The sequence below is a fragment of the Mycobacterium szulgai genome, from assembly GCF_002116635.1.
Taxonomy (GTDB): Bacteria; Actinomycetota; Actinomycetes; order Mycobacteriales; family Mycobacteriaceae; genus Mycobacterium; species Mycobacterium szulgai.
The window spans coordinates 1-21,886 of sequence record NZ_LQPW01000075.1 but is presented as its reverse complement, the minus strand read 5'-3'; the positions used below and the strand labels follow the sequence as shown (position 1 = coordinate 21,886).

The following is a 21,886-nucleotide window of genomic DNA, read 5'->3' as shown; positions in this document are numbered from 1 at the left end:
AGTTACGCACTAACTAGGCCATTGGCGAGCGCGTACATGCTGGCGCCGATGCGGTTGGAGACGCCGATCTTGGCGTAGGTTCGCTCGACGTGGTTGCGGGCGGTCTTCTCGCTGATCACCAGTTGTGCCGCGATCTCTTTGTTGGACGCGCCGCGAGCAACCAGGCACAGCACCTCCACCTCTCGGGGAGTGAGCCCGTCCGGACGCAGCTTCGGCCGCGGCGCGCGGTGTCCCGCCGCATGCAGCACCGCCTCGACGGCGGCCGAGTCGAGCTCACCCGCCTGCGCCCGCGCGCGAAGCCGCTGCGCCGCGGACTCCGGTGTAAGTTGCTGGCGGTATGGCCTTGGCTCGCAACCGGATTGGTAGCTCACGGCAGCGGCCAGGAGGCGGTCGGGCAGGCTCAACGCGGTGCCGGCCAGACCGCGCGGATATCCCGACCCGTCGAGGCACTCATGGTGGTTGCCGGCGACCTCGGCCAGCTTCCGCAGCCCCGGAACCTGATTGAGGATCCGCACGGTGAAATACGGGTGCAGGCGGACGCGCTCGAACTCGGCCGCGGTCAATCCCCCCGGCCTGGACCAGATCTGATTCGACACCCCGATGCGACCCAGATCGTGCACATGACCGGCCCGCCTGGTGAGTGCCGCCGCATCGGGATCCAGCCCGGCTGCCGAGGCCGCGTCACCGGCGAGGCGTGCCACACCGCGCGCATGCCCGAGGGTGAACGGGCACTTGAGGTCCACAAAGTCGCCGAGCGCGACGAGCAGTGCGTCCAGCGACTTGTCGTCGAGGCGCTGACGGTAATCGGGGGCCGCCTGTAGAGCCGCGGCCCACGCGTCGCCGGTCAGCGGGCCGGCCAGGATCGCCTCGGGGTCGCTGAGGAACGTGTCGGCCACCGCCGGATCGAACTGCCCGCCGCGGCGGCCGCGCACCATCGCGACGGCGCCCTCCACGCCGTAGGTGCGGTGATGCACCTCGGCCATCTCCGCCAGTTGCGCGACTCGCATCTGAACGGGGATCGCATCGCCGCGCGCGCCGGTAGGCAAGCCGCCGCCGTCGTAGCGCTCGAAGGTGAAGGCCAGCGCGGCTTGCACGTTGGGGCCCAAGCCAATTCGATCGGCCAGCAGTGCAGCCGACATACAGTGCGAGTGGATCATCTGGGACAGCTGGCCGCGCGCGTTGACGAACAGCGTTGCCATGACGTTGAGCCGCTGCATCAGCGACTGCCCACGGCCGACATTGCCGGCCAGGAAGCGCCAGTACGGCAGGCCGGACCAGTCGATCAGATAGGAGTCGTGGCGCACGGCGATGTCATCGCCGAACCACCGCGCGTATTCGTGGGAGTCGGCGTGACATCCGATCCACATGATCAGCGTCGTGTAGTAAGCGCAATCACGCTGCTCTCGGTTCAGCCCAAGTCGATCGGCGAGCCGGGTCGCGATGAGTGCGGAGCGCAGCATGTGTTCGGCGGGCTGTCCCAACCCCAGGTCGATCGCCACCGACAGCGCCGCCAGCAACTCGGCGCGCGTGGGCAACTCTGAAGTGCCGGACATCACCAACCTATTGTGCCCAGCTGACGGCGCTGTCGACGGCATGATGACGAGCCGCGTCGAAATTTTCGAAGTGTCCCGAGCCCACTACGAACAGACCACGCTGTGGCGGCCGGAACCCGGCGAGCCGCGCCTGCTGCGGCAGCGGTCCCACCGGTCCGAGGTCCACGTCGCCAGCACCGCGCGCGAGCCCGCCACCGACCCACCCGGCTGGGCGCGATCATGAAGCGCTGGCCGTTGGGCGCGGCTCCGGCGAGGCGCAGTTGTCCCGCACGCAGCATTGGCCCGGCGGCTCAGCCCAGCGCGCCCAGCTCTAGGCGGTTCGTCCACGCTCTGGCCGGCAGCCATCCACCGAGCGCGGTCATCAGCCGCGTCGAAGCCGTGGCGTGGATGTCGATCTCCCATTCGAGCAGCCCGGCGATCTCCACGAACAGCGACCACGGCGTGACCCACGCGACGTCGATATCGCATTGGACGGCGGCATTGGGCGTGACCGCGCTGAAGTAGCGCGAGCAGCTCTGCGGCCCCGGTGTCGTCGCGTAGAACGTCCAGCTGCCGTTCGGATCACGGTGCCATACCGATCGATAGGCCGGGGCGAAGGAAGCCGCTGGGCGGAATGGTGCGCGCCTGGCGCCCTCCCGCACATGAGGCGGGTGCCTCACAAATTCTGCGAGCCGGTCCTAGCGCTTCTTCAGCGACTTCGGCGGCTTGGCGCCGCGACCTTGTTGCCGGGCCGCCGCGCGCCGTTCCCGCCGGCTGCCGCCGCCGGCCACGCCGGCCGGCGTCTTGGCGCCACCGTTGCGCTGCACCTGCGCCGAACCGTCCTCCGACGGACCGGAGTACGTGAGCGCAGGGGCCTCGTCGTCGATTCCCTTGGCGCGCAACGTGCTTGGCGCCTCTTCGCGCTTGGTTTCAGCCGGGGCTGCACTCGCCAGTTCGGCGAGACCTTCGGGCGCTTCGACCGGAGCGACCTCGACCTGCGGAGCCGGAACCGCCTCCACGGTGACGTTGAACAGGAAGCCGACGGATTCCTCCTTCATGCCGTCGAGCATGGCCATGAACATGTCGTAGCCCTCGCGCTGGTACTCGACCAGCGGATCGCGCTGGGCCATCGCGCGCAACCCGATGCCCTCTTTGAGGTAATCCATCTCGTAGAGGTGCTCACGCCACTTGCGGTCGATGACGTTGAGCAACACATTGCGTTCCAGCTGGCGCATCGCGCCCTCGCCGCCGATTTCCTCCAGCTCGGCTTCCCTTGCGGCATAAGCACGTTCGGCGTCTTTGAGCAGCGCGTCGAGCAACTCGTCGCGGGTGAGGTCGTCGCGCTCGGAGTCGTCGTCGTGACGGATCAGCGTCTCGTGGGAGATCCCCACCGGGTACAGGGTCTTGAGCGCCGTCCACAACGCGTCGAGGTCCCAGTCCTCGGCATAGCCTTCGCTGGTGGCGCCGTCGACGTAGGCGGTGATGACGTCGACGAGCATGTCGGTGGCCTGCTTCTGCAGGTCCTCGCCCTCGAGGATGCGGCGGCGCTCGGCGTAGATGACCTTGCGCTGCTGGTTCATCACCTCGTCGTACTTGAGGACGTTCTTTCGGACCTCGAAGTTCTGCTGCTCGACCTGAGTCTGGGCGCTCTTGATGGCCCGAGTGACCATCTTGGCCTCGATCGGCACGTCGTCGGGCAGGTTCAGCCTCGTCAGCAAGGTTTCCAAGGCGGCGCCATTGAACCGGCGCATCAGCTCGTCGCCCAGGGAGAGGTAGAAGCGCGACTCGCCCGGGTCGCCCTGCCGGCCAGACCGGCCGCGCAGCTGGTTGTCGATGCGTCGCGATTCGTGGCGTTCGGTGCCAAGGACGTAGAGTCCGCCGGCCTCGATGACCTCTTCGGCCTCCTTGCCGGCCTCTTCCTTGACGATGGGCAGTTCCTCGTGCCAGGCCTGCTCGTACTCTTCCGGCGTCTCCACCGGGTCCAGGCCACGCTCGCGCAGCCGCTTGTCGGTGAGGAAGTCGACGTTGCCGCCCAGCACGATGTCGGTGCCGCGGCCGGCCATGTTGGTGGCGACGGTGATACCGCCGCGCCGGCCCGCCACGGCGATGATGCCGGCCTCCTGCTCGTGGTACTTGGCGTTGAGCACGTTGTGCGGGATGCGCCGCTTGGTGAACTGCCGCGACAGATACTCTGAACGCTCCACGCTGGTGGTGCCGATCAGGACCGGCTGGCCCTTCTCGTAGCGCTCGGAGACATCGTCGACCACCGCGATGTACTTGGCTTCCTCGGTCTTGTAGATGAGGTCGGACTGGTCTTCGCGGATCATGGGCTTGTTGGTCGGGATGCTGACCACACCCAGCTTGTAGATCTCGTGCAACTCGGCCGCCTCGGTCTGGGCGGTACCGGTCATGCCGGCCAGTTTGTCGTAGAGCCGGAAGTAGTTCTGCAGCGTGATGGTGGCCAGCGTCTGGTTTTCGGCCTTGATCTCGACGTGCTCCTTGGCCTCGATGGCCTGGTGCATGCCCTCGTTGTAGCGGCGGCCGATCAGCACGCGACCGGTGAACTCATCGACGATCAGCACCTCGCCGTCGCGGACGATGTAGTCCTTGTCGCGGCTGAACAGCTCCTTGGCCTTCAGGGCGTTGTTGAGGTAGCTGACCAGCGGGGAGTTGGCCGCTTCGTAGAGGTTGTCGATGCCGAGCTGGTCCTCGACGAACTCGACACCCTTTTCGTGCACGCCGACGGTGCGTTTGCGCAGGTCGACCTCGTAGTGCAGGTCCTTTTCCATCAGCGGCGCCAGCCGGGCGAACTCGGTGTACCAGTTGGAGGCGCCGTCGGCGGGGCCGGAGATGATCAGCGGGGTGCGGGCCTCGTCGATCAGGATGGAGTCGACCTCGTCGACGACCGCGAAATTGTGCCCCCGCTGCACCAGCTCTTCGAGCGAGTGGGCCATGTTGTCGCGCAGATAGTCGAAGCCGAACTCGTTGTTGGTGCCGTAGGTGATGTCTGCGTTGTAGGCGGCACGCCGCTGCTCAGGCGTCATCTGCGCGAGGATGACGCCGACGTCCAGGCCCAGGAAGCGGTGCACGCGGCCCATCCATTCGCTGTCGCGTTTGGCCAGATAGTCGTTGACGGTGACGACGTGCACGCCCTTGCCGCTCAGCGCATTGAGGTAGGCCGGCAACACACAGGTCAGGGTCTTGCCCTCACCGGTCTTCATCTCGGCGACGTTGCCCAGGTGCAGCGCCGCAGCACCCATCACCTGAACGTCGAACGGCCGCTGGTCGAGCACCCGCCACGCGGCCTCGCGGGCCACTGCAAACGCCTCAGGCAGCAGGTCGTCGAGGTCTTCGCCGTCTTCCAGGCGCTTCTTGAACTCTCCGGTCTTGGCCCTCAGCTCATCGTCGGTGAGCTTCTCGACGTCGTCAGACAACGTGTTGACGTAGTCGGCGACCTTCCGGAGGCGCTTGACCATGCGACCTTCACCAAGGCGCAGCAACTTCGACAGCACAGCAATGTCCCTTGTGGGTAGGAGTCTTCTTCTTTGGTAAGCGACTCCCATCCTAGGAGCGATCGCTAGCGCGGCGTAGCCGGGCGCGGCGGGTCGCGACCATCGGACCTAGGAGCGATCGCTAGCGCGGCGTAGCCGGGCGCCGCGGGTCGCGACCCATCGGACGAGGTGACGCCCCGCTAAGCCAAGCGAATCAAGCCGTAGTCGTACGCGTGCCTGCGGTAGACGACCGACGGCCGGTCGCTGTCCTTATCGTGGAACAAGAAGAAGTCGTGCCCGACCAGCTCCATTTCATAGAGCGCGTCGTCGACGGTCATCGGCTTGGCCGGGTGTTCCTTGGTTCGCACGATGCGCCCCGGCTCGTGGTCCACAACGGAGCCGTCATGTTCGCCAATCTCGGCATTTTCGGTGGCGAACGCCTTATCGAGGGGCGGCATCACCGCGGTCGCGGCGGCCAGGGAAACCGGAGTCTTGTCGCCGTAGTGCACTTTGCGCCGATCCTTGACGCGGCGCAGCCGTCTTTCCAGTTTGGCGGCCGCCGACTCGAATGCGGCGTAGAAGCTGTTGGCGCAGCCTTCGCCGCGGACCACCGGCCCGCGGCCGCGAGCGGTGATCTCCACGTGCTGACAGGACTTGCGCTGACGTCGGTTGCGTTCGTGATCGAGTTCGACATCGAACAGGTAGATAGTTCGGTCGAACCGCTCCAGCCGGGCGAGTTTTTGGGAGACGTAAACGCGGTAGTGGTCGGGAATCTCGACGTTGCGGCCTTTGACGACGACCTCGGCATTGGGCGTCGCTTCAGAATCGGCCGGTTCTTGGTCCAGAGCCTGCCCGGAGCCCACGGAAAGTCTTGACATACGTGACTACTCGTTTCTCTTTCTCACGTCACACGCGCCCTGCGTGCACGGCATTCAACTACGCGCCGACGGGGTTGGAGCGGTGCTGCGAAAGTCATCGCCGAGGCTGCCCGCCGGAGCAAGATTTCGAATACTCACCTCCTTGCGCGGGTGTACATCAACTTGTACTGCAACCTGCGAAATCGCGACCGTGAGTCAGTAAATGTTGTTTCCGACGTTAGCTCGTGTTCGCCGTCCCGTGCCACCAATTTGGCACACCTGTTTGGGAGTTCTTGGCGTTCTCTTGGCAACTTCTTTGGTTCGATGTTTTTGGTTCATGCTGATCTGTTCATGCCGCCGCGATCGCCAGCACCGCGGCAACCCGAATACCGTCAGCCCGCAGCACCCGCACCGACTCGCGCGCCGTTGCCCCGGTGGTGACGATGTCGTCGACGACCATCACCTCGTGGCGCGGCCGCGGACCACGCAGCAGCACCCGCCCGGCGATGTTGCGTTCCCGATCCGAGGTGTCCAGGCCCACCGAATCGCGGGCCAGCGCCCGCATCCGCAGTGCCCGGACGACCGCGATCTTCGGGTGGTCGGCGACTGCCGTCGCCGCGATGCGGGCGACGGGATCGCCGCCACGCCGCCGCGCCGCCGACCTCCGCGTCGGTGCCGGCACGATGGTCAGCGGGGTGTCGAGCATGCCCCAGCACAGCAATCGGTGCACGCCGAGGGCCAGGGCGCGCGCCAGCGGCACGACGAGGTCGCCACGGCCGTGTTCCTTCAACGCCAGGATCGCCTGGCGCCGCGCGCCGACGTAGCGGCCCAACGCGAATACCGGAACCTGCGGGTCGATGCGGGGAGTCACCACGCGCGGTTCGCCGGCGGCCGCCGCCAGCTCGCCGGCGCACCCGTCGCACCAGCGGGTCGACGGCGCTCCGCAGCCGCCGCAGGCCAACGGCAGAACGAGATCCAGCACATATGCAGTGTGGCCGGCACCCCTGACAGATTGTCCTCAGCCGGCTGCGTGCACGAGCGAATCCAGATCTCGCACCGACGGCGCCTCGAACAAGTCGCGCACAGTCAGCCGGGCATCCAGAGATGCGTTGACCGCAGCGACTACTCGCAGCGCAGAAATCGAATCACCACCCAGGTCGAAGAAGGAGTGATCGACACCGACCGGGCCCGCGGCGAGCACCTCGGCGTATATGCCGGCCAGAATCTCCTGGGTGCGGCTCGTCGGCGCCCGATACTGCGGAATCGGCGCAGCTCGACCATTCGCCGGGGTGGGCGGGCCGTCGGTGCGCGCAATCGACGATAACGGGCGGTCCGGGTCGGCAACCATTGCGTCCAGCACCCGCGTCAACGCAGCGATCAGCATTTGAATGCCCTCCACCCCGAAAACGTCGGTGGCGAATTCGACCCGCAGCACGAGTTCGGGGCCTGGCAGGGCGATCAGGTTCAGCGGGTAATGAGTGAACTCGTAGCCCGTGCTGCCAGTGACAGTCAGCTCCCGGCCCTCGGGCTGGGTACCGGTGTCATAGGGGTAGTTCTGGTAGCGAAACAGCGTGTCGAACAGCCTGGCATGGCCGGTAACGCGGTGTATGTCCACCAGTGACAGGTGCTGGTGTTCGTGCATGGCGCTGTGGGCGCTTTGCAGTTGGTGAAGTAGTTGCGCGGTGGTGGTTTGCGCGGTGAAGGTGGCGCGTACCGGAACGGTGTTGATGAAAAGGCCCACCATCGATTGCATTTCGGCCAGATCGGCCGGCCTCCCTGAGACCGTCATGCCGAACACCACGTCCTGCTGCCCGGTCAGCCAGGTCAGCAGGCACGACCAGGCGCCCTGCAACACGGTGCTGACCGTGGTGTGGTGCGAGCGCGCCAGAGCGGTGAGCGCAGCGGTGGTGGGCTCGGACAAGGAAAAGGTCTTGGCATCTTTGTCGGTCGGCCCGAACACATCGGACTTGCCGACCAGCGTCGGGTTCGTCAGCCCGGTCAGCAGCCGGCCCCAGGCCGCTTGAGCGGCATTGCGATCCTGGGCGGCCAGCCAGGACAGAAAGCCCCGATACGGCACCGGCGTGGGCAACGGCAGCGAGTCGTAACCGGCGAATATCTCCCGCAACATGATCGGCAGCGACCAGCCGTCGAACACAATGTGGTGGTTGGTCAGCACGAGCCGATATTGCTCGGCACCTGTGCGGATCAAGGTCGCCCGCACCGGGCAGCAGCGGGCCAGGTCCACGACCTCGCGACGTTCGCCGGCACAGATCTGCTCGATCTTGCTGTCTTGTCCGGAATCGCCGGCCAGATCGATGCAGCGCCATGGCAGTACAGCATCAGCCAGAATGACTTGTACCGGCGGGTGGGACCGGTCGACAACGAACCTGGCCGCGAGATTGGGGTGGCGATCAATGAGCGCTTGTACGGCGCCATGCAACCGTCCCGCGTCCAGCCGACCGGATAGGCCGATGTTGATTTGCACCACGTACGGGTCGGCCTGGCCCTGGCCGTACGCGTGCCCGGTGCTGGTGTGGAACAAAAACCCCTGCTGCAGCGGGGTCAGCGGCAGAATGTCGGCGAGCTCATACCGCTTCTCAAGTCGGTCGATCTGCTGCTGATTCAGGCCGGTCAGGGGCACGTCAGCGGGAGTCAGCCCGCCCCCGCCGCGTTGTACGACCGCGCAGATGCCCGACAGCGCGTCGAACCAGAGTTGATTGACGAGGGCAATCTGGGCGCCGTCAAGGCCCGACGACGGCGCCCACGTCCAGTTCGCGTGTAGCGCGGGGCCGGTGCCACTGTCGATGGTCGCCGCGTTGAGGCTGACGCTGTGCATGAGTTGCATGGGCAGCGCCGCGCGGGCATGATCGCTGAAAAGCGTTTCGCCACTTGCCATTCGCCACGCACGGGCGGGCGCGTCCGGATCTGTGGTGGCCAACCGGCCCAGATAGTTGAAGCCGATCGACGGGTCACAGCCGGCGAGCTCCACATCGGAGTTCAGGTAGCGCAGCAAACCGTAGCTCAGCCCGTCAGGGACGGCACGCAGCTGCTCTTTGAGTCCTTTGATCACCGTGACCAACGCCGATCCGCCGGCTCGCACCTGCGGCCATTCCAGGTTTTCAACGAGCAGGGCAACCGGGTATTTGGCGGTGAACCAGCCGACCGTCTGGGACAGGTCGACATCGGCCGCCAACCCTTCGTCGCGGCCGTGACCCTCCACGTCGATGCACACCGGCGTACCCGCACAATTCAGGAATCGCGTCCACGCCAGCGCGAAAGCGATGAGCAGAACATCTTGTACCCCAGTGTGAAACGCCGCGGGCACTTCGCCAATGAGCGATCGGGTCGTGGCGACATCCAGGGCCAGCGAAAGGTGCTGTGCGGTGGCAAACGTATCCGCCGTTGGGTCAAGGGGCGGCAACACCGGCTGGACCGCTTCAATGCGCCGCCACGTCGCGGTGTGATCGACGACGTCGCTGCTGTGGGCCTGCGCCCACAGCAGCGAAGCCCACCGACGAAATGATGTGCCCTGCGGCTTTAACACAACCGGCTGGCCGGCCCGGCGGTGATGCCACCCGGCGTTGATGTCGTCCAACAGGATCCGCCACGACACTCCGTCGACGGCCAGATGATGGACCACCAATACCAGTTCCGCCGTCGCCGACGCCCACACCGCGCTCACCATCACGCCGGCGGCGGGATCCAGCCGGCGCCGGGCCGCTAGTAGCGCGTCGTCGGAAATCATCGCCACCTGCTGCACACATGCTTGTGCGCGCACCGAACCTGGTTCGGGCACCGACAGCGACCATCCGCGGCCGCCGGGCTGATCGATCACCCGCGCCCGCAACATGGCGTGGCGATCCAGCAACGCCTGCACCAAATCGACCACGTCGGCGTCGCACACCCCGGCCGGAGCGCGCAACAGAACCATTTGATTGAACTGTTCAACCGAGCCTTGCAGGCTGTGCAGCCAGTTCATGATCGGTGTCGCCGGCATTTCGCCGACGGCGTCGTCGATCGGGCCCTGCTCGGCACTCAACGAGCCCGCAATGCGAGCAAGCCTGGCCACCGTCCGCTCAACTAAGACGTCGTGCGGTTTGCACACCACACCGGCGGCACGCGCCCGCGCCGAAACCTGGATAGCCGAAATACTGTCCCCGCCAAGTTCGAAGAAGGAGTCGTCGACTGAAACTTGATCAACGCCAAGCACTTCGGCGTATATGGCGGCAAGAACTTTTTCGGCTGCGCTACCGGGTGCACGGTAATTGGTGCTGCCGTAGCTGGGTGCCTGCAGGGCACGGGTGTCGAGTTTGCCGTTGCCGGTCAATGGCAGTTCGGGAACCATCACCAGCGCGGCGGGCATCATGTAGTCCGGCAGCCGGGTAGACAGGGCGTGGCGTGCTGCCGCCGGATCGATTGTGCCCGTGGCATATCCGACCAACCGTTTGTCGCCTGGGCGATCTTCGCGGACGATCACGGCGGCCTGATCGACGCCATCAAGGTCAGCCAGTGCCGCGCTGATTTCGCCCAACTCGATGCGATATCCGCGGATCTTGACCTGTTCGTCGGCGCGTCCGAGGAACTCCAGTTGCCCGTCAGCGCGCCAGCGCACCAGATCGCCGGTGCGATACATTCGACTGCCCGCTGCACCGAACGGGCAGGCCACAAACCGTGCTCCGGTCAATCCCGATCGCTGCCAGTAGCCATAACCCACCCCCGCGCCGGCGACATACAGCTCTGCGGTAACGCCGACGGGCACCGGCCGCAACCAGCCGTCCAGCGCGAACAAAGCCGTCCCCGACAGCGGAGACCCGATCGGCGGCGCCCCGGATCCAGGTTGTAGCGGGGCGCTCATCGACGCATAGATAGTGGTCTCGGTTGGACCGTACGCATTGACCATTGACCGCGCGCCGGCCCACCGGTCCACCACTTCGGCTGGACACGTCTCACCGGCTACCACCAGCGTCACCGACTCCAGGCCATGCGTGGGCAATGCGGCGGCAGCCGAAGGGGTTTGACTCAGCACGCTAACGCGCTCGGCGATCAGCAGGGCGTGCAGGTCGGCCGGGGAGCGAGTGATTGTTGTCGGTACCACCACGAGTTGTCCGCCATGCAACAGCGCACCCCAGATTTCCCATGACGAGAAATCGAAGGCATATGAATGACATTGGCTCCATACCTGTCCAGCCGCGGGGGTGAGGCCGGTGGGTAGCGCGCCGAACAACTGGATGATGTTGCGGTGGTTGACCGCTACGCCCTTCGGGATGCCGGTCGTGCCTGAGGTGTAGATGATGTGGGCGATGTTGTCGGGATTCGGCGACGGCGGCGCCTGGGTGGGCTGGGCGGCCAGTTGCGGATCGTCGATATCGATCACCAGCAGGGCGTGTCCCGTCAACCGGGAGCGTAGGTCGGCGGTGGTGAGCACAGCTGCCGCGGCGGCGTCTTCCAGCATGAACGCCGTCCGGGCCGCAGGCTGCGCCGGGTCGATGGGTAGATATCCGGCGCCGGTCTTGAGCACTGCCAAGATCGCCGCGACGGCCTGAGCCGAACGTGGGGCGAGCAGCGCAACCACCGCACCCGCACCGACGCCTTGACCAATCAGTTTGTGCGCCAATCGGTTAGCGGCGCAGTCAAGGTCACGATAGGTAATCCGGTCCCGGTCGGACACGACGGCGATCGCGTCGGGCGTGCGCGCCACTTGCGCGGCGAACAGCTCCGGAATCGACACCGGCGCGGCGCGGACGGCCGCGGCCGCGGCCCGGTTGCTGACCTGATCGAGGTGGGCGTGGGCCTGTTCGTCGAGCAGTTTGATCGATGACAACCGCTGGGCGGGATCGGCGGTCATGGCGGTCAGGACGCGGCTGAGGCCATCGACGATGGTGTCGACGCAAGCCGCCTCGAACACGTCGGTGGCGTATTCGATGTGCAGCCGCAGTTGCGGTCCGGGCGCGGCGACGAGTACCAGCGGGTAATGGGTGAATTCGTATCCTTCGATGTCGGTGATGCCGACCTCTGGGACGCCGGATGAGGTGTCGATCGGATAGTTCTCGTAGACCAGCAATGTGTCAAATAACTTGGCGTGGCCGCTGATTCGGTGAATCTCACTCAGCGCCAGGTGTTGATGGTCCACGGTTGCGTTGTATGCCGATTGCAGTTGGTCAAGCAGCCCGGCGGTGGTGATGGCCGGGGTGAGCCGGGCCCGCACCGCGACGGTGTTGACCAGCAAGCCCACCATTGACTCGACCCCGGCCAGCTCGGCCGGGCGCAGCGCGACCACACTGCCGAACACCACATCGTGCCGGCCGGTCCACCAGCCCAGCACCTGCGCCCATGCCGCCTGCAGCACGGTGCTGACCGTGGTGTGCTGCGCCCGCGCCAACCGGGTCAAGGCCTCGGTGGTGGCCACCGGCAGCCTGCACGCCCGCACCCGCTTGTCGCCCGGCCCAAGCGCGTCAGGCCGGCCGACCAGCGTCGGCGCGGACAGGCCCTCCAGAACGGCCCGCCAGGCACTGTGCGCGCTGTGGCGATCCTGGGCGTTCAGCCACGACACAAACCGGCGGTAGGGGACCGGAACCGGCAGCGGTTGTCCGGCATAGCCGGCCAGGATCTCGCGCAACACCACCGCCAGCGACCAGCCGCCGAGCACGATGTGGTGGTTGGTCAGGACGAACCGGTGCCGGCCGGCGGTGATGCGAATCAACGCGGCCCTAAACGGGGTGCCGGCGGACAGATCCAGCACTGCGGCCCGTTCTTCGGCGGCCAGCTGCTGTAGCTGCTCGTCATGGGCGAGCCGCAGGTAACGCCATGGCAGTTGCGGATCCGCGGGAATGATCTGCACCGGCTCCGATACGCCGTCGCAGACGAACCGGGCCGCCAGGTTGGGGTGGCGGCGCAGCACTGCCTGGACCGCGTCGCGCAACCGCTCGGGTTCGATCTCCCCGGCGAGGCCGATGTCGACCTGCACCGCGTAGGCATCGTCGGGCCCCGGTGCGCTGCCGGCGTGGAACAACAATCCGTGCTGCAGGGCAGACAGCGGCAAGATGTCGGCGATCGTGTACCGGCGGTCGAACTGGTCGATTTGCTGTTGGGTCAGGTGCAGGGGCGCCAGGTCGGACGGAGTGAAGCCACCGCCGCCCCGGCGCACCTGCGCGCAGATCCCGCCCAGCGCCTCAAACCACAGCGTGCTGACCCGTCGGATGGCCGCTTCGTCAAGCACCGAAGCCGCCCAGGTCCAATTGGCGACCAGCTCCGGGCCGGCATCGGTGTCGAGGGTCAGCGCATTGACTTCGACTGTGTGCGGCAACGCGATCGGCGCCGCCGCACCCGGTACCGGGCTCGCGATCTGCCAGCTGTCACCGTTGCCCGGAGCCCCGAGACGGCCCAGATAGTTGAACCCGATAGACGGGTCTGCTCCACCCAACTCCACATCGGGGTTGAGATAGCGCAGCAAGCCGTAACTGAGTCCGTCCGGAACGGCTCGAAGCTGCTCCTTGACCTGTTTGACCACCGTCTCCAACCGTGACCCGCCGTCGCGCACGGCGGGCCACTGCAGCGGATCGATCACCAGTGCGACGGGGTATTTGGCGGTGAACCAGCCGACCGTCGATGACAAATCGATGTCGGGTGCCAGGTCTTCGTGACGGCCGTGGCCCTCGACATCGATAGCGACAGGCCCACTGCTGCCCAGGTATTCGCGCCAGGCCAACGCGAACGCGATCAACAGAATGTCGTGCACCCCGCTGTGGAACGCCTCGGGCACCGCGCCCAACAACATGCGCGTCGTCTCGGCATCCAACGACACCGACAGCTGGCCGGCCGTGACAAACGTGTCCGTTTCCGGTTGCGGGGCAGGCAGGGCCGGCTCCACTTGCTGTATGCGCCGCCAGGCGTCCAGCTGCTTGGCCACATCGCTACTGCGCGCGTGCTCGGCCAAGACTGACGCCCAGCGCTGAAAAGACGTTCCCTGCAACGGCAATTGCACCGGCCGCCCAGCCCGCTGCTGCGCCCAAGCGGTGTTGAGATCATCCAGCAAAATCCGCCAGGACACCCCGTCGACGGCCAGATGGTGAATCACCAACACCAGTTGAGCCGTCGAGCACACCCACAACCCACTGACCATCACCCCGGCAGCCGGATTCAACCGACGACGCGCAGCCACCAACGCCGCATCGCACCACACCGGCACCGACTGCACACACGCAGCGGCGTGCACCGAGCCCGCCTCAGCCACCCACAACGAACCATCTGGAACCAGCCGGGCGCGCAACATGGCGTGGCGATCCAACAACGCCTGGACCAACGCCACCACCTCGGCCCAACCCACCCCCGCCGGAGCCTGCAACACCATCGCCTGGTTGAACTGGTCCACCAATCCCGTCAAGCCCAGCCACCACCCGATGATCGGCGTCGCGGCCACCGCCCCTGTGCCCGCGTCGGCCACACCAGAAACCCCGATGCGCGCCACCCGCGCCAACCCCGCCACCGTGCGCTCGGTGAACACATCGCGCGGCCGGCACACCACCCCGGCCTCGCGCGCCCGCGCCACCACCTGCATCGAGGAAATGCTGTCGCCGCCCAAATCGAAAAACGACTCCTCCACCCCCACCTGCACCAGCCCCAAAACCTGGGCAAAGACTCCGGCCAGCACCTCCTCCACCGCATTAGCCGGCCCCCGGTACCGCCGCAGGTCGCCATACTCGGGGGCCGGCAACGCGCGCACATCCAACTTCCCGTTGACTGTCAACGGCAACTCCGCTATCCCCACCACCGCGGCGGGAACCATGAAGGGCGGCAAGCGATCCGCCAAGTCCGTCCGCACCCGCGCGGTATCGACCGAACCGGTCACATAACCCACCAAACGCTTGTCCCCCGGACGGTCCTCGCGGGCGACCACCACCGCCTGCTCGACCCCATCCAGCCCGGCCAGCACGGTCCGTACTTCACCGAGTTCGATCCGGTACCCGCGAATCTTGACCTGTTCGTCGGCGCGTCCCACCAATTCGATCTGGTCATCGGCGCGCCAGCGCACCACGTCGCCGGTGCGGTACATGCGCATCCCGGGCGTCCCGTGCGGGCACGCCACAAACCGCGACGCCGTCAGACCCGGCCGCCGCCAATACCCACACCCCACCCGGCCGGCGACGTACAACTCCCCCACCACCCCGACCGGCACCGGACGCAGCCGCGAGTCCAGTACGAAAAACGCCGCACCCGAGACCGGCGCCCCGATCGGCGGGGCACCCGAACCGGGCGCCAGCGGCGCACTCATGGCGGCAAACATCGAGGTTTCGGTCGGGCCGCAGACGTTGATCATCGCTCGCCCCCCGGCCCACCGGTCCACTAGCTCGGCCGGGCAGGGTTCACCGCCCATGATCAGCAACTCCACCGAGTCCAGCCCCCGCGGCGACAACATTCCCAGCGCCGACGGGGTCTGACTCAACACATTTACCTGTTCGGCGACGAGTAAGTCGTGAAAGTCCTTCGGCGAGCGCACCATCGACTCGGGCACCACCACCAGCCGGCCGCCGTGCAGCAGTGCGCCGCAGATCTCCTGGACCGAAACGTCGAAGCCATAGGAGTGCCATTGCGTCCACACGGCTGCCGGCGGCAGGTCCGGATCCAGCGCGTCCATCAGCCGCGTGACGGTGCCGTGCGCGATCGCCACGCCCTTCGGCACACCCGTCGTGCCCGAGGTGTAGAGGATGTAGGCGATGTCGTCGGCGTGCGGGTACGGCAGCCCGTGGGCCGGGTAGCAGTTGTCGATGGCGGGGTCATCTATATCGACGACCGCCACATCGTGGCCACTTAGCCGCCGGGCCAGGTCGGTGGTACTCAACACCGCAACGGGCGCAGCGTCGTTGATCATGAACTCGACCCGCGGCTGCGGCAACGCCGGATCGATGGGCAGATAGGCGGCGCCGGCTTTGAGCACGGCCAGGATCGCCGCGATGGCCTGGTCCGAGCGCTCCAACAACAGCCCCACGACATCGCCGCGGCCCACTCCGCAATCGACCAGCAGGTGCGCAAGACGGTTGGCGGCCTCGTCGAGTCTGCGGTAGCTCCACCGGTCGCCGTTGCACACCAGCGCGACGGCATCGGGCGTGCGTGCGACGTGGATAGCGAACGACTCCGGGATCGAAATCAATTGTGGCGGTGCGGCGCTCAACACCGCGAGGTTACCTATTTCGTCCAGATGGGAGTGCTCGGTGGCGTCGAGCACATCGATCGACGACAACGGGCGCCGCGGGTCGGCGATCGCGGCTTCCAGCACCCGCTCCAATCGGCGGATGAGCAGCCCGATGCTGGATGCGTCGTACACATCGGTGCGAAACTCGGCGGTTCCGCTGATCCCCGCGGGAGCACCGGCATCGGTGAAATGCTCGGCCAGGGAGAACACCAAATCCATTCGGGCCGTCTGGGTGTGCACCGGCATCATCGCGATGTCCACATCGCCCAGCACGAGCTGTGCGGCGGCGGTGTTCTGCCACGCCAGCATCACCTGAACCAGCGGGTGATGGGTCAAGCTGCGGGTTGGATTGAGCCGGTCCACCAACACTTCGAACGGAATATCCTGGTGCTCAAAGGCTTCCAGGCTGCGCGCGCGTACCTGATTCAGCAACTCGGTGAAGGTGGGGTCGCCGGCCAGTTGTACGCGCAGCACCACGGTATTGACGAAGAAGCCCACCAACGCATCCAGAGCCGGGTCGCTGCGGCCGGCAACGGGAACTCCGATCGAGACATCGCTGCTGGCGCTCATCGTCGACAGCAACGCGGTCAGCGCGGCCTGGATCACCATGAAACTCGTCGCATGGTTCTCCCGGGCCACTCGCGCGATCTGTTGCTGCAGTGTCGCGGGCCATTCCACCGCGATGCTCGCGCCGCGATGCTCGGCCACCCGCGGGTACGGCCGATCGGTCGGCAACTGCAACCGTTCGGGCAGACCGGCCAGCGCCTTCTCCCAGTAGGCCAGTTGCCGGGTGGCCATGGCGCTGGGCGCGTCGGCAAGATCGCCGAGCCGCTCGCGCTGCCACAGCGTGTAGTCGACGTACTGCACCGGTAACCCCGTCCACGCGGGCGCTCGTCCACCACACCGGCTGGCGTAAGCCACGCTCAGGTCCGCTGCCAGCGGCGCCAGCGACCAGCCATCCGCGGCGATGTGATGCACCACGATCACCACTGCATACTCCCGCTCAGCGACGCGAAACAGTCTTGCCCGCAATGGAATCCGGTTTGCCAGGTCGAATGCGTGCGCCGCGGTGTTCTCGACGGCCGCTAGGAGCCGGCCGGTATCCCATCCGGTGGCATCCACGAGATTCCAGTCGAGGTCTGCCTGGTCGGCCGGCAGCACCACCTGCTGGGCGATGCCGCGCACCGAGGCGAACACCGTGCGCAGGCTCTCGTGGCGGCTCACCACGTCGGCCAACGCCTGACGCAACGCGCCGACATTCAGCTCGCCCGTCAGCCGGGCCGCCCATGCCATGTTGTAGACCGGCGAGGGTCCCGCCATTTGGTCCAGGAACCACAGTCGCTGCTGGGCGAAGGACAACGGAAGGACTGCCGGCCGCTGCGCGGGCAACACGGGCCGACGCCCGCTCGTACCTGATCCGGTCCGTGCTGCCAGTTGCGCCACGGTCGGGGCCTCGAACAAATCCCGCACGCAGAGAACGGTATTCAGGCCGCTGTTGACCGCATTGATCACTCGCAGCGCCGTCAGGGAGTTGCCGCCCAAATCGAAGAACGAGTCTTGTGCGCCAACCCGCTCCACGCCCAGGATCTCAGCGTAGATGCCGGCCACGATGTGCTCGGCTGGGGTTTGGGGCTCCCGATAGGTATCGGTTGCCCGGTATTGGGGGGCCGGCAGAGCGCGGGTGTCGAGTTTGCCATTGGGCGTCAACGGCAGCTCAGCCAGGCTGACCAGTGCGGCGGGCACCAGGTAGTGCGGCAGCTGGGCGGCCAGCTGAGCGCGCGCCCACACCGTGTCGGCGGTGCCGGTGAAGTAACCAACCAGTCGCTTGTCGCCGGGCGCTTCATCGCGGGCAATCACCACCGCGTGCTCCACCCCGTCGAGCGCGGCCAGGGCAGCGGCCACCTCGGCGGGTTCGATGCGATACCCACGGATCTTGACCTGCTCGTCGGCGCGGCCGTGAAAAACCAACTGCCCGTCGGGATCCCAGGACACCAAGTCACCGGTGCGAAACATGCGTTGGCCCGCAGCACCGGCGAACGGGCAGGCCACAAAGCGTGACGCGGTCAGCCCCGGCCGTCGCCAGTACGCGCACCCGACCCCCGAACCGGCCACATACAACTCCGCGACCACCCCGGGCGGCACCGGCCGCAGCCACCCGTCCAGGACGAACAACGCAACCTCCGGCAGCGGCGAACCGATCGGAACCGTCGGCGAACCCGGAGTCAACGGCCCACTCATCGACGCGTACCACGTTTCGGTCGGTCCGTAGGCGTTGATCATCAACCGCCCGCGAGCCCAGCGCTCCACCAGCTCGACGGGGCACGGCTCGCCGGCCACCACCAGCGCCGCCACATCCAAGCCTTCGTACGGCAATACCGCTGCGGCCGAAGGCGTTTGGTTGATCACGGTGACGCCTTCGGAGATCAGCAGGGCATGCAGCTCCGCCGGGCTGCGGGTGACGGGCTCAGGTACCACGACCAGCCGACCGCCGTGCAGGAGCGCTCCCCATATCTCCCACACCGAGACGTCGAATGCATACGAATGCCATTGGCTCCACACCTGGCCGCCGGCCGGCCTGAAATCCCCGTGCAGTGAACCGAAAAGCTGTGTGATGTTGCGATGGGTCATTGCCACGCCTTTGGGGGTACCGGTGGTGCCCGAGGTGTACAGGATGTAGGCGATGTTCTCGGCATCCGGGGCAGGCAGCGGGCGGCTGGAATGGCAGGCGTCGATGGCGGGGTCGTCGATGTCGATGATCTGCGTGCCGGCGTCCAAGCAGGGGTTTGCTTCGGCCAGTTCGGCGGTGGTCAGTACTGCCACCGCTGCGGCGTCGTCGAGGACGAGCCGCATTCGCGCCGGTGGGACGGCGGGGTCGATCGGCAGGTAGGCGGCTCCGGTTTTGAGGACGGCCAGGATTGCGACGACGGCACCCGCGCCGCGTGGCAACACCAGGCCTACCACCTCACCGGGCCCCACGCCGTTGCCAATCAATCTGCGCGCCAGACGGTTTGCCGCCGCTTCCAGCTCGCGGTAGCTGAGCCGGTGCCCGCCGCATACCAGCGCAACGGCCTGCGGGGTGCGGGCCACCTGCTGGGCAAACAACTCCGGAATCGAGACCGGGGCGGCGGGAATCGCCGTCAGCGCGGCCCGGTTGCCGATTTGATCGAGGCGCGCACGCTCAGCAGCGTCGAGAAGATTCATCGCCGACACCGGCTGCGCCGGATCGGCGGTCATCGCCTGCAACGTTTTATGGAGCCGGTCAATCAGGGTGTCGATGCCGGCCGCGTCGAAGACCTCGGTGGCGTAATCCATCCTCAGCCGCAATTGCGGGCCGGGCATCGCGATCAGGGCCAAGGGGTAATGGGTGAAGTCGCGGTTGGTGATTTCGCTGATGCTCAGTGCGTGGGCGTCGGCCGCGCTGGTGTCGATCGGGTAGTTCTCGTAGGCGACCAACGTGTCAAACAGCCTGTCGTGGCCGGCGATTCGGTGAATCTCGTCCAGCGGCAGGTGTTGGTGTTCCACGGTGGCGTGATGGGCGGTGCGCAGTTGGTCCAGCAGCTGGGCGGTGGTGGTAGTCGCGGTCAGCCGGGCCCGCACCGGCACGGTGTTGACCAGCAGCCCCACCATGGACTCCACCCCGGCCACATCGGCGGGGCGAAGCGCGGCCACGGTGCCGAACACCACGTCGTGCCGGCCGGTCATCCAGGCCAGCAGCTGCGCCCAGGCCGCCTGCAGCACCGTACTGACGGTGGCATGGTGTGCGCGGGCCAACGCGCTGAGCTGCCGGGTGATATCGGCGGGCAGCACAATGGTTTTCGTGTGCTTGCCACCCAGCCCCAGCTGATCCGGGGGGCCCACCAATGTGGGTGCCGCTACTGCGTCCAGCACCTCGCGCCATGCCATTCGGGCGCCGTCTTTGTCTTGAGCGTCCAGCCAGGACACAAACCGGCGGAACGCAACCGGGGCGGATAGCGGTAGTCCGTCATAGCCGGCCAGAATTTCCTGCAACAGGATTGGCAGCGACCAGCCGTCGCAGACGATGTGATGGGTAGTGAACACCAGCCGGTACGCTTCGGGTGCGGTTCGGATCAGTACGGCACGAAATGGCGCCCGGTGCGCGAGGTCCATGACCGCCGCGCGCTCGCCGGCGACGAGCGCGGCTACCTCCGCCTCGGTGAGATCCAGGTATTTCCAGGGTATTTGCGGATCGGCGGGGATGATTTGGACGGGCTGGTCAAGCTCGTCGTAGACGAAGCGGGCCGCGAGATTCGGGTGGCGTTGCGCCACCGTACGCACCGCCGCGTGCAGGCGGTCGGCGTCAAGACCTCCGTTGATAGTGATCTGCAGCTGAACGGCATACTGCTCGTCGCCGTCGCATGCCGCGCGAGCGTGGAAGAACAAGCCCTGCTGTAACGGGGTCAACGGCACGATATCGGCGATGGCGTAGCGCCGCTGCAACGCATCGATCTGGTCCTGGCTGATGTGCAACGGCAGCACATCCGACGGGGTAAGGCCGCCTCCGCCGCGGCTCACGTGCGTGCAGATCCCGGCCAGCGCCTCACACCACAGCCGGTGCACCCGCTCGATCTGGGAGCGATCCAGCACCGAGGGCGCCCACGTCCAGCTGGCCTGCAGCCGCGGGCCGGCATCGGTGTCGAGGGTCAGCGCGTTGAGTTCGACGGTGTGCGGCAAGGCGACCGGCGCGGCCGCGGCGGGCACCGGGCCTGCGATCTGCCAACTGTCACTGTTGCCCGGTGACCCCAGACGGCCCAGATAGTTGAAACCGATCACCGGATCCGGCCCGTCCAAATCGGCCTCGGCATTGCCGTAGCGCAACAGCCCATAGCCAAGGCCGTCGGGAAGCGCGCGAAGCTGTTCTTTGAGGTCTTTGACCACCGAACCCAGCACCTGCGCACCGGCGCGCACCTGAGCCCAGTCGAGCCGATCCACCACCAGCGCCACCGGATACTTGGCGGTGAACCAGCCCACCGTGGACGACAGATCGATCTCTGCGGCCAACTCCTCTTGGCGGCCGTGGCTCTCCACATCAATGCCGATCGCCCCCGCACGCTGCAGGAACTGCGACCAGGCGAGCCCGAACGCGATCAGCAACAGCTCGTGCACCCCGGTGCGGAAGGCCGCCGGCACCTCACCGAGCAGCTGATGCGTGGTGTCGCGATCCACCCACAGCGCCAACTGCCCGGCGGTGGCGTAGGTATCGGTCGAATCCGCCGCGGGCAACACCGGTGCGACCGCGCGCACCCGCTGCCAGGCTTCCAGCTGCTTGGCTACGTCCGTACTGAGCGCGTGCTCGGCCAGCACCGACGCCCAGCGCTGAAAAGACGTGCCCTGCAACGGCAACCGCATCGGCTGCCCCGCCCGCTGTTGCGCCCAAGCGGTGTTGAGATCATCCAGCAAAATCCGCCAGGACACCCCGTCGACGGCCAGATGATGAATCACCAACACCAGCTGAGCCGTCGAGCACACCCACAACCCACTGACCATCACCCCGGCAGCCGGATTCAACCGACGACGCGCAGCCACCAACGCCGCATCGCACCACACCGGCACCGACTGCACACACGCACCGGCATGCACCACCCCCGGCTCAGGCACACACAGCCGGCCCACCGCACTGCCGTCCTCGACCGCCCGCGCCCGCAACATGGCGTGGCGATCCAACAGCGCCTGGACCAACGCCACCACCTCGGCCCAACCCACCCCTGCCGGAGCCTGCAACACCATCGCCTGGTTGAACTGCTCCGCCGAACTCCCCAAACCCCGCCACCACCCCATGATCGGCGTGCCGGCCACCACCCC

At 66.7% G+C, this 21,886-nt stretch carries 6 protein-coding genes and 1 pseudogene; all 7 read right to left on the bottom strand.

The genetic code is table 11. The features are described 5' to 3' along the window. Positions 1–2 precede the first annotated feature (2 nt). A complete protein-coding gene (locus AWC27_RS12380) occupies positions 3–1,553 on the bottom strand; it encodes an HD domain-containing phosphohydrolase (protein ID WP_085670751.1) in 1,551 nt (516 codons plus the stop codon). A gap of 7 nt (positions 1,554–1,560) precedes the next feature. Next, positions 1,561–1,719, bottom strand: a complete 159-nt coding sequence (locus tag AWC27_RS32005; RefSeq protein WP_245847017.1) for a hypothetical protein — start codon at positions 1,717–1,719, stop codon at positions 1,561–1,563. Between the two features lie 124 nt (positions 1,720–1,843). Further along, positions 1,844–2,212: a hypothetical protein gene (locus tag AWC27_RS32000; RefSeq protein WP_245847015.1), complete on the bottom strand. Its 369-nt coding sequence runs from the start codon at positions 2,210–2,212 to the stop codon at positions 1,844–1,846. An 18-nt stretch (positions 2,213–2,230) separates the two neighbouring features. Further along, on the bottom strand, positions 2,231–5,044 hold the full coding sequence (gene secA, locus AWC27_RS12370) for a preprotein translocase subunit SecA (protein ID WP_085670750.1): 2,814 nt from the start codon (positions 5,042–5,044) through the stop codon (positions 2,231–2,233). A 179-nt stretch (positions 5,045–5,223) separates the two neighbouring features. Further along, on the bottom strand, positions 5,224–5,901 hold the full coding sequence (gene hpf / locus AWC27_RS12365) for a ribosome hibernation-promoting factor, HPF/YfiA family (RefSeq protein ID WP_085670749.1): 678 nt from the start codon (positions 5,899–5,901) through the stop codon (positions 5,224–5,226). A gap of 328 nt (positions 5,902–6,229) precedes the next feature. Beyond that, positions 6,230–6,862, bottom strand: coding sequence for a ComF family protein (locus AWC27_RS12360; RefSeq protein ID WP_085670748.1), 633 nt, complete (start codon positions 6,860–6,862; stop codon positions 6,230–6,232). Between the two features lie 63 nt (positions 6,863–6,925). After that, positions 6,926–21,886 (bottom strand): annotated as a pseudogene (locus AWC27_RS12355) (amino acid adenylation domain-containing protein); the annotation flags it as partial.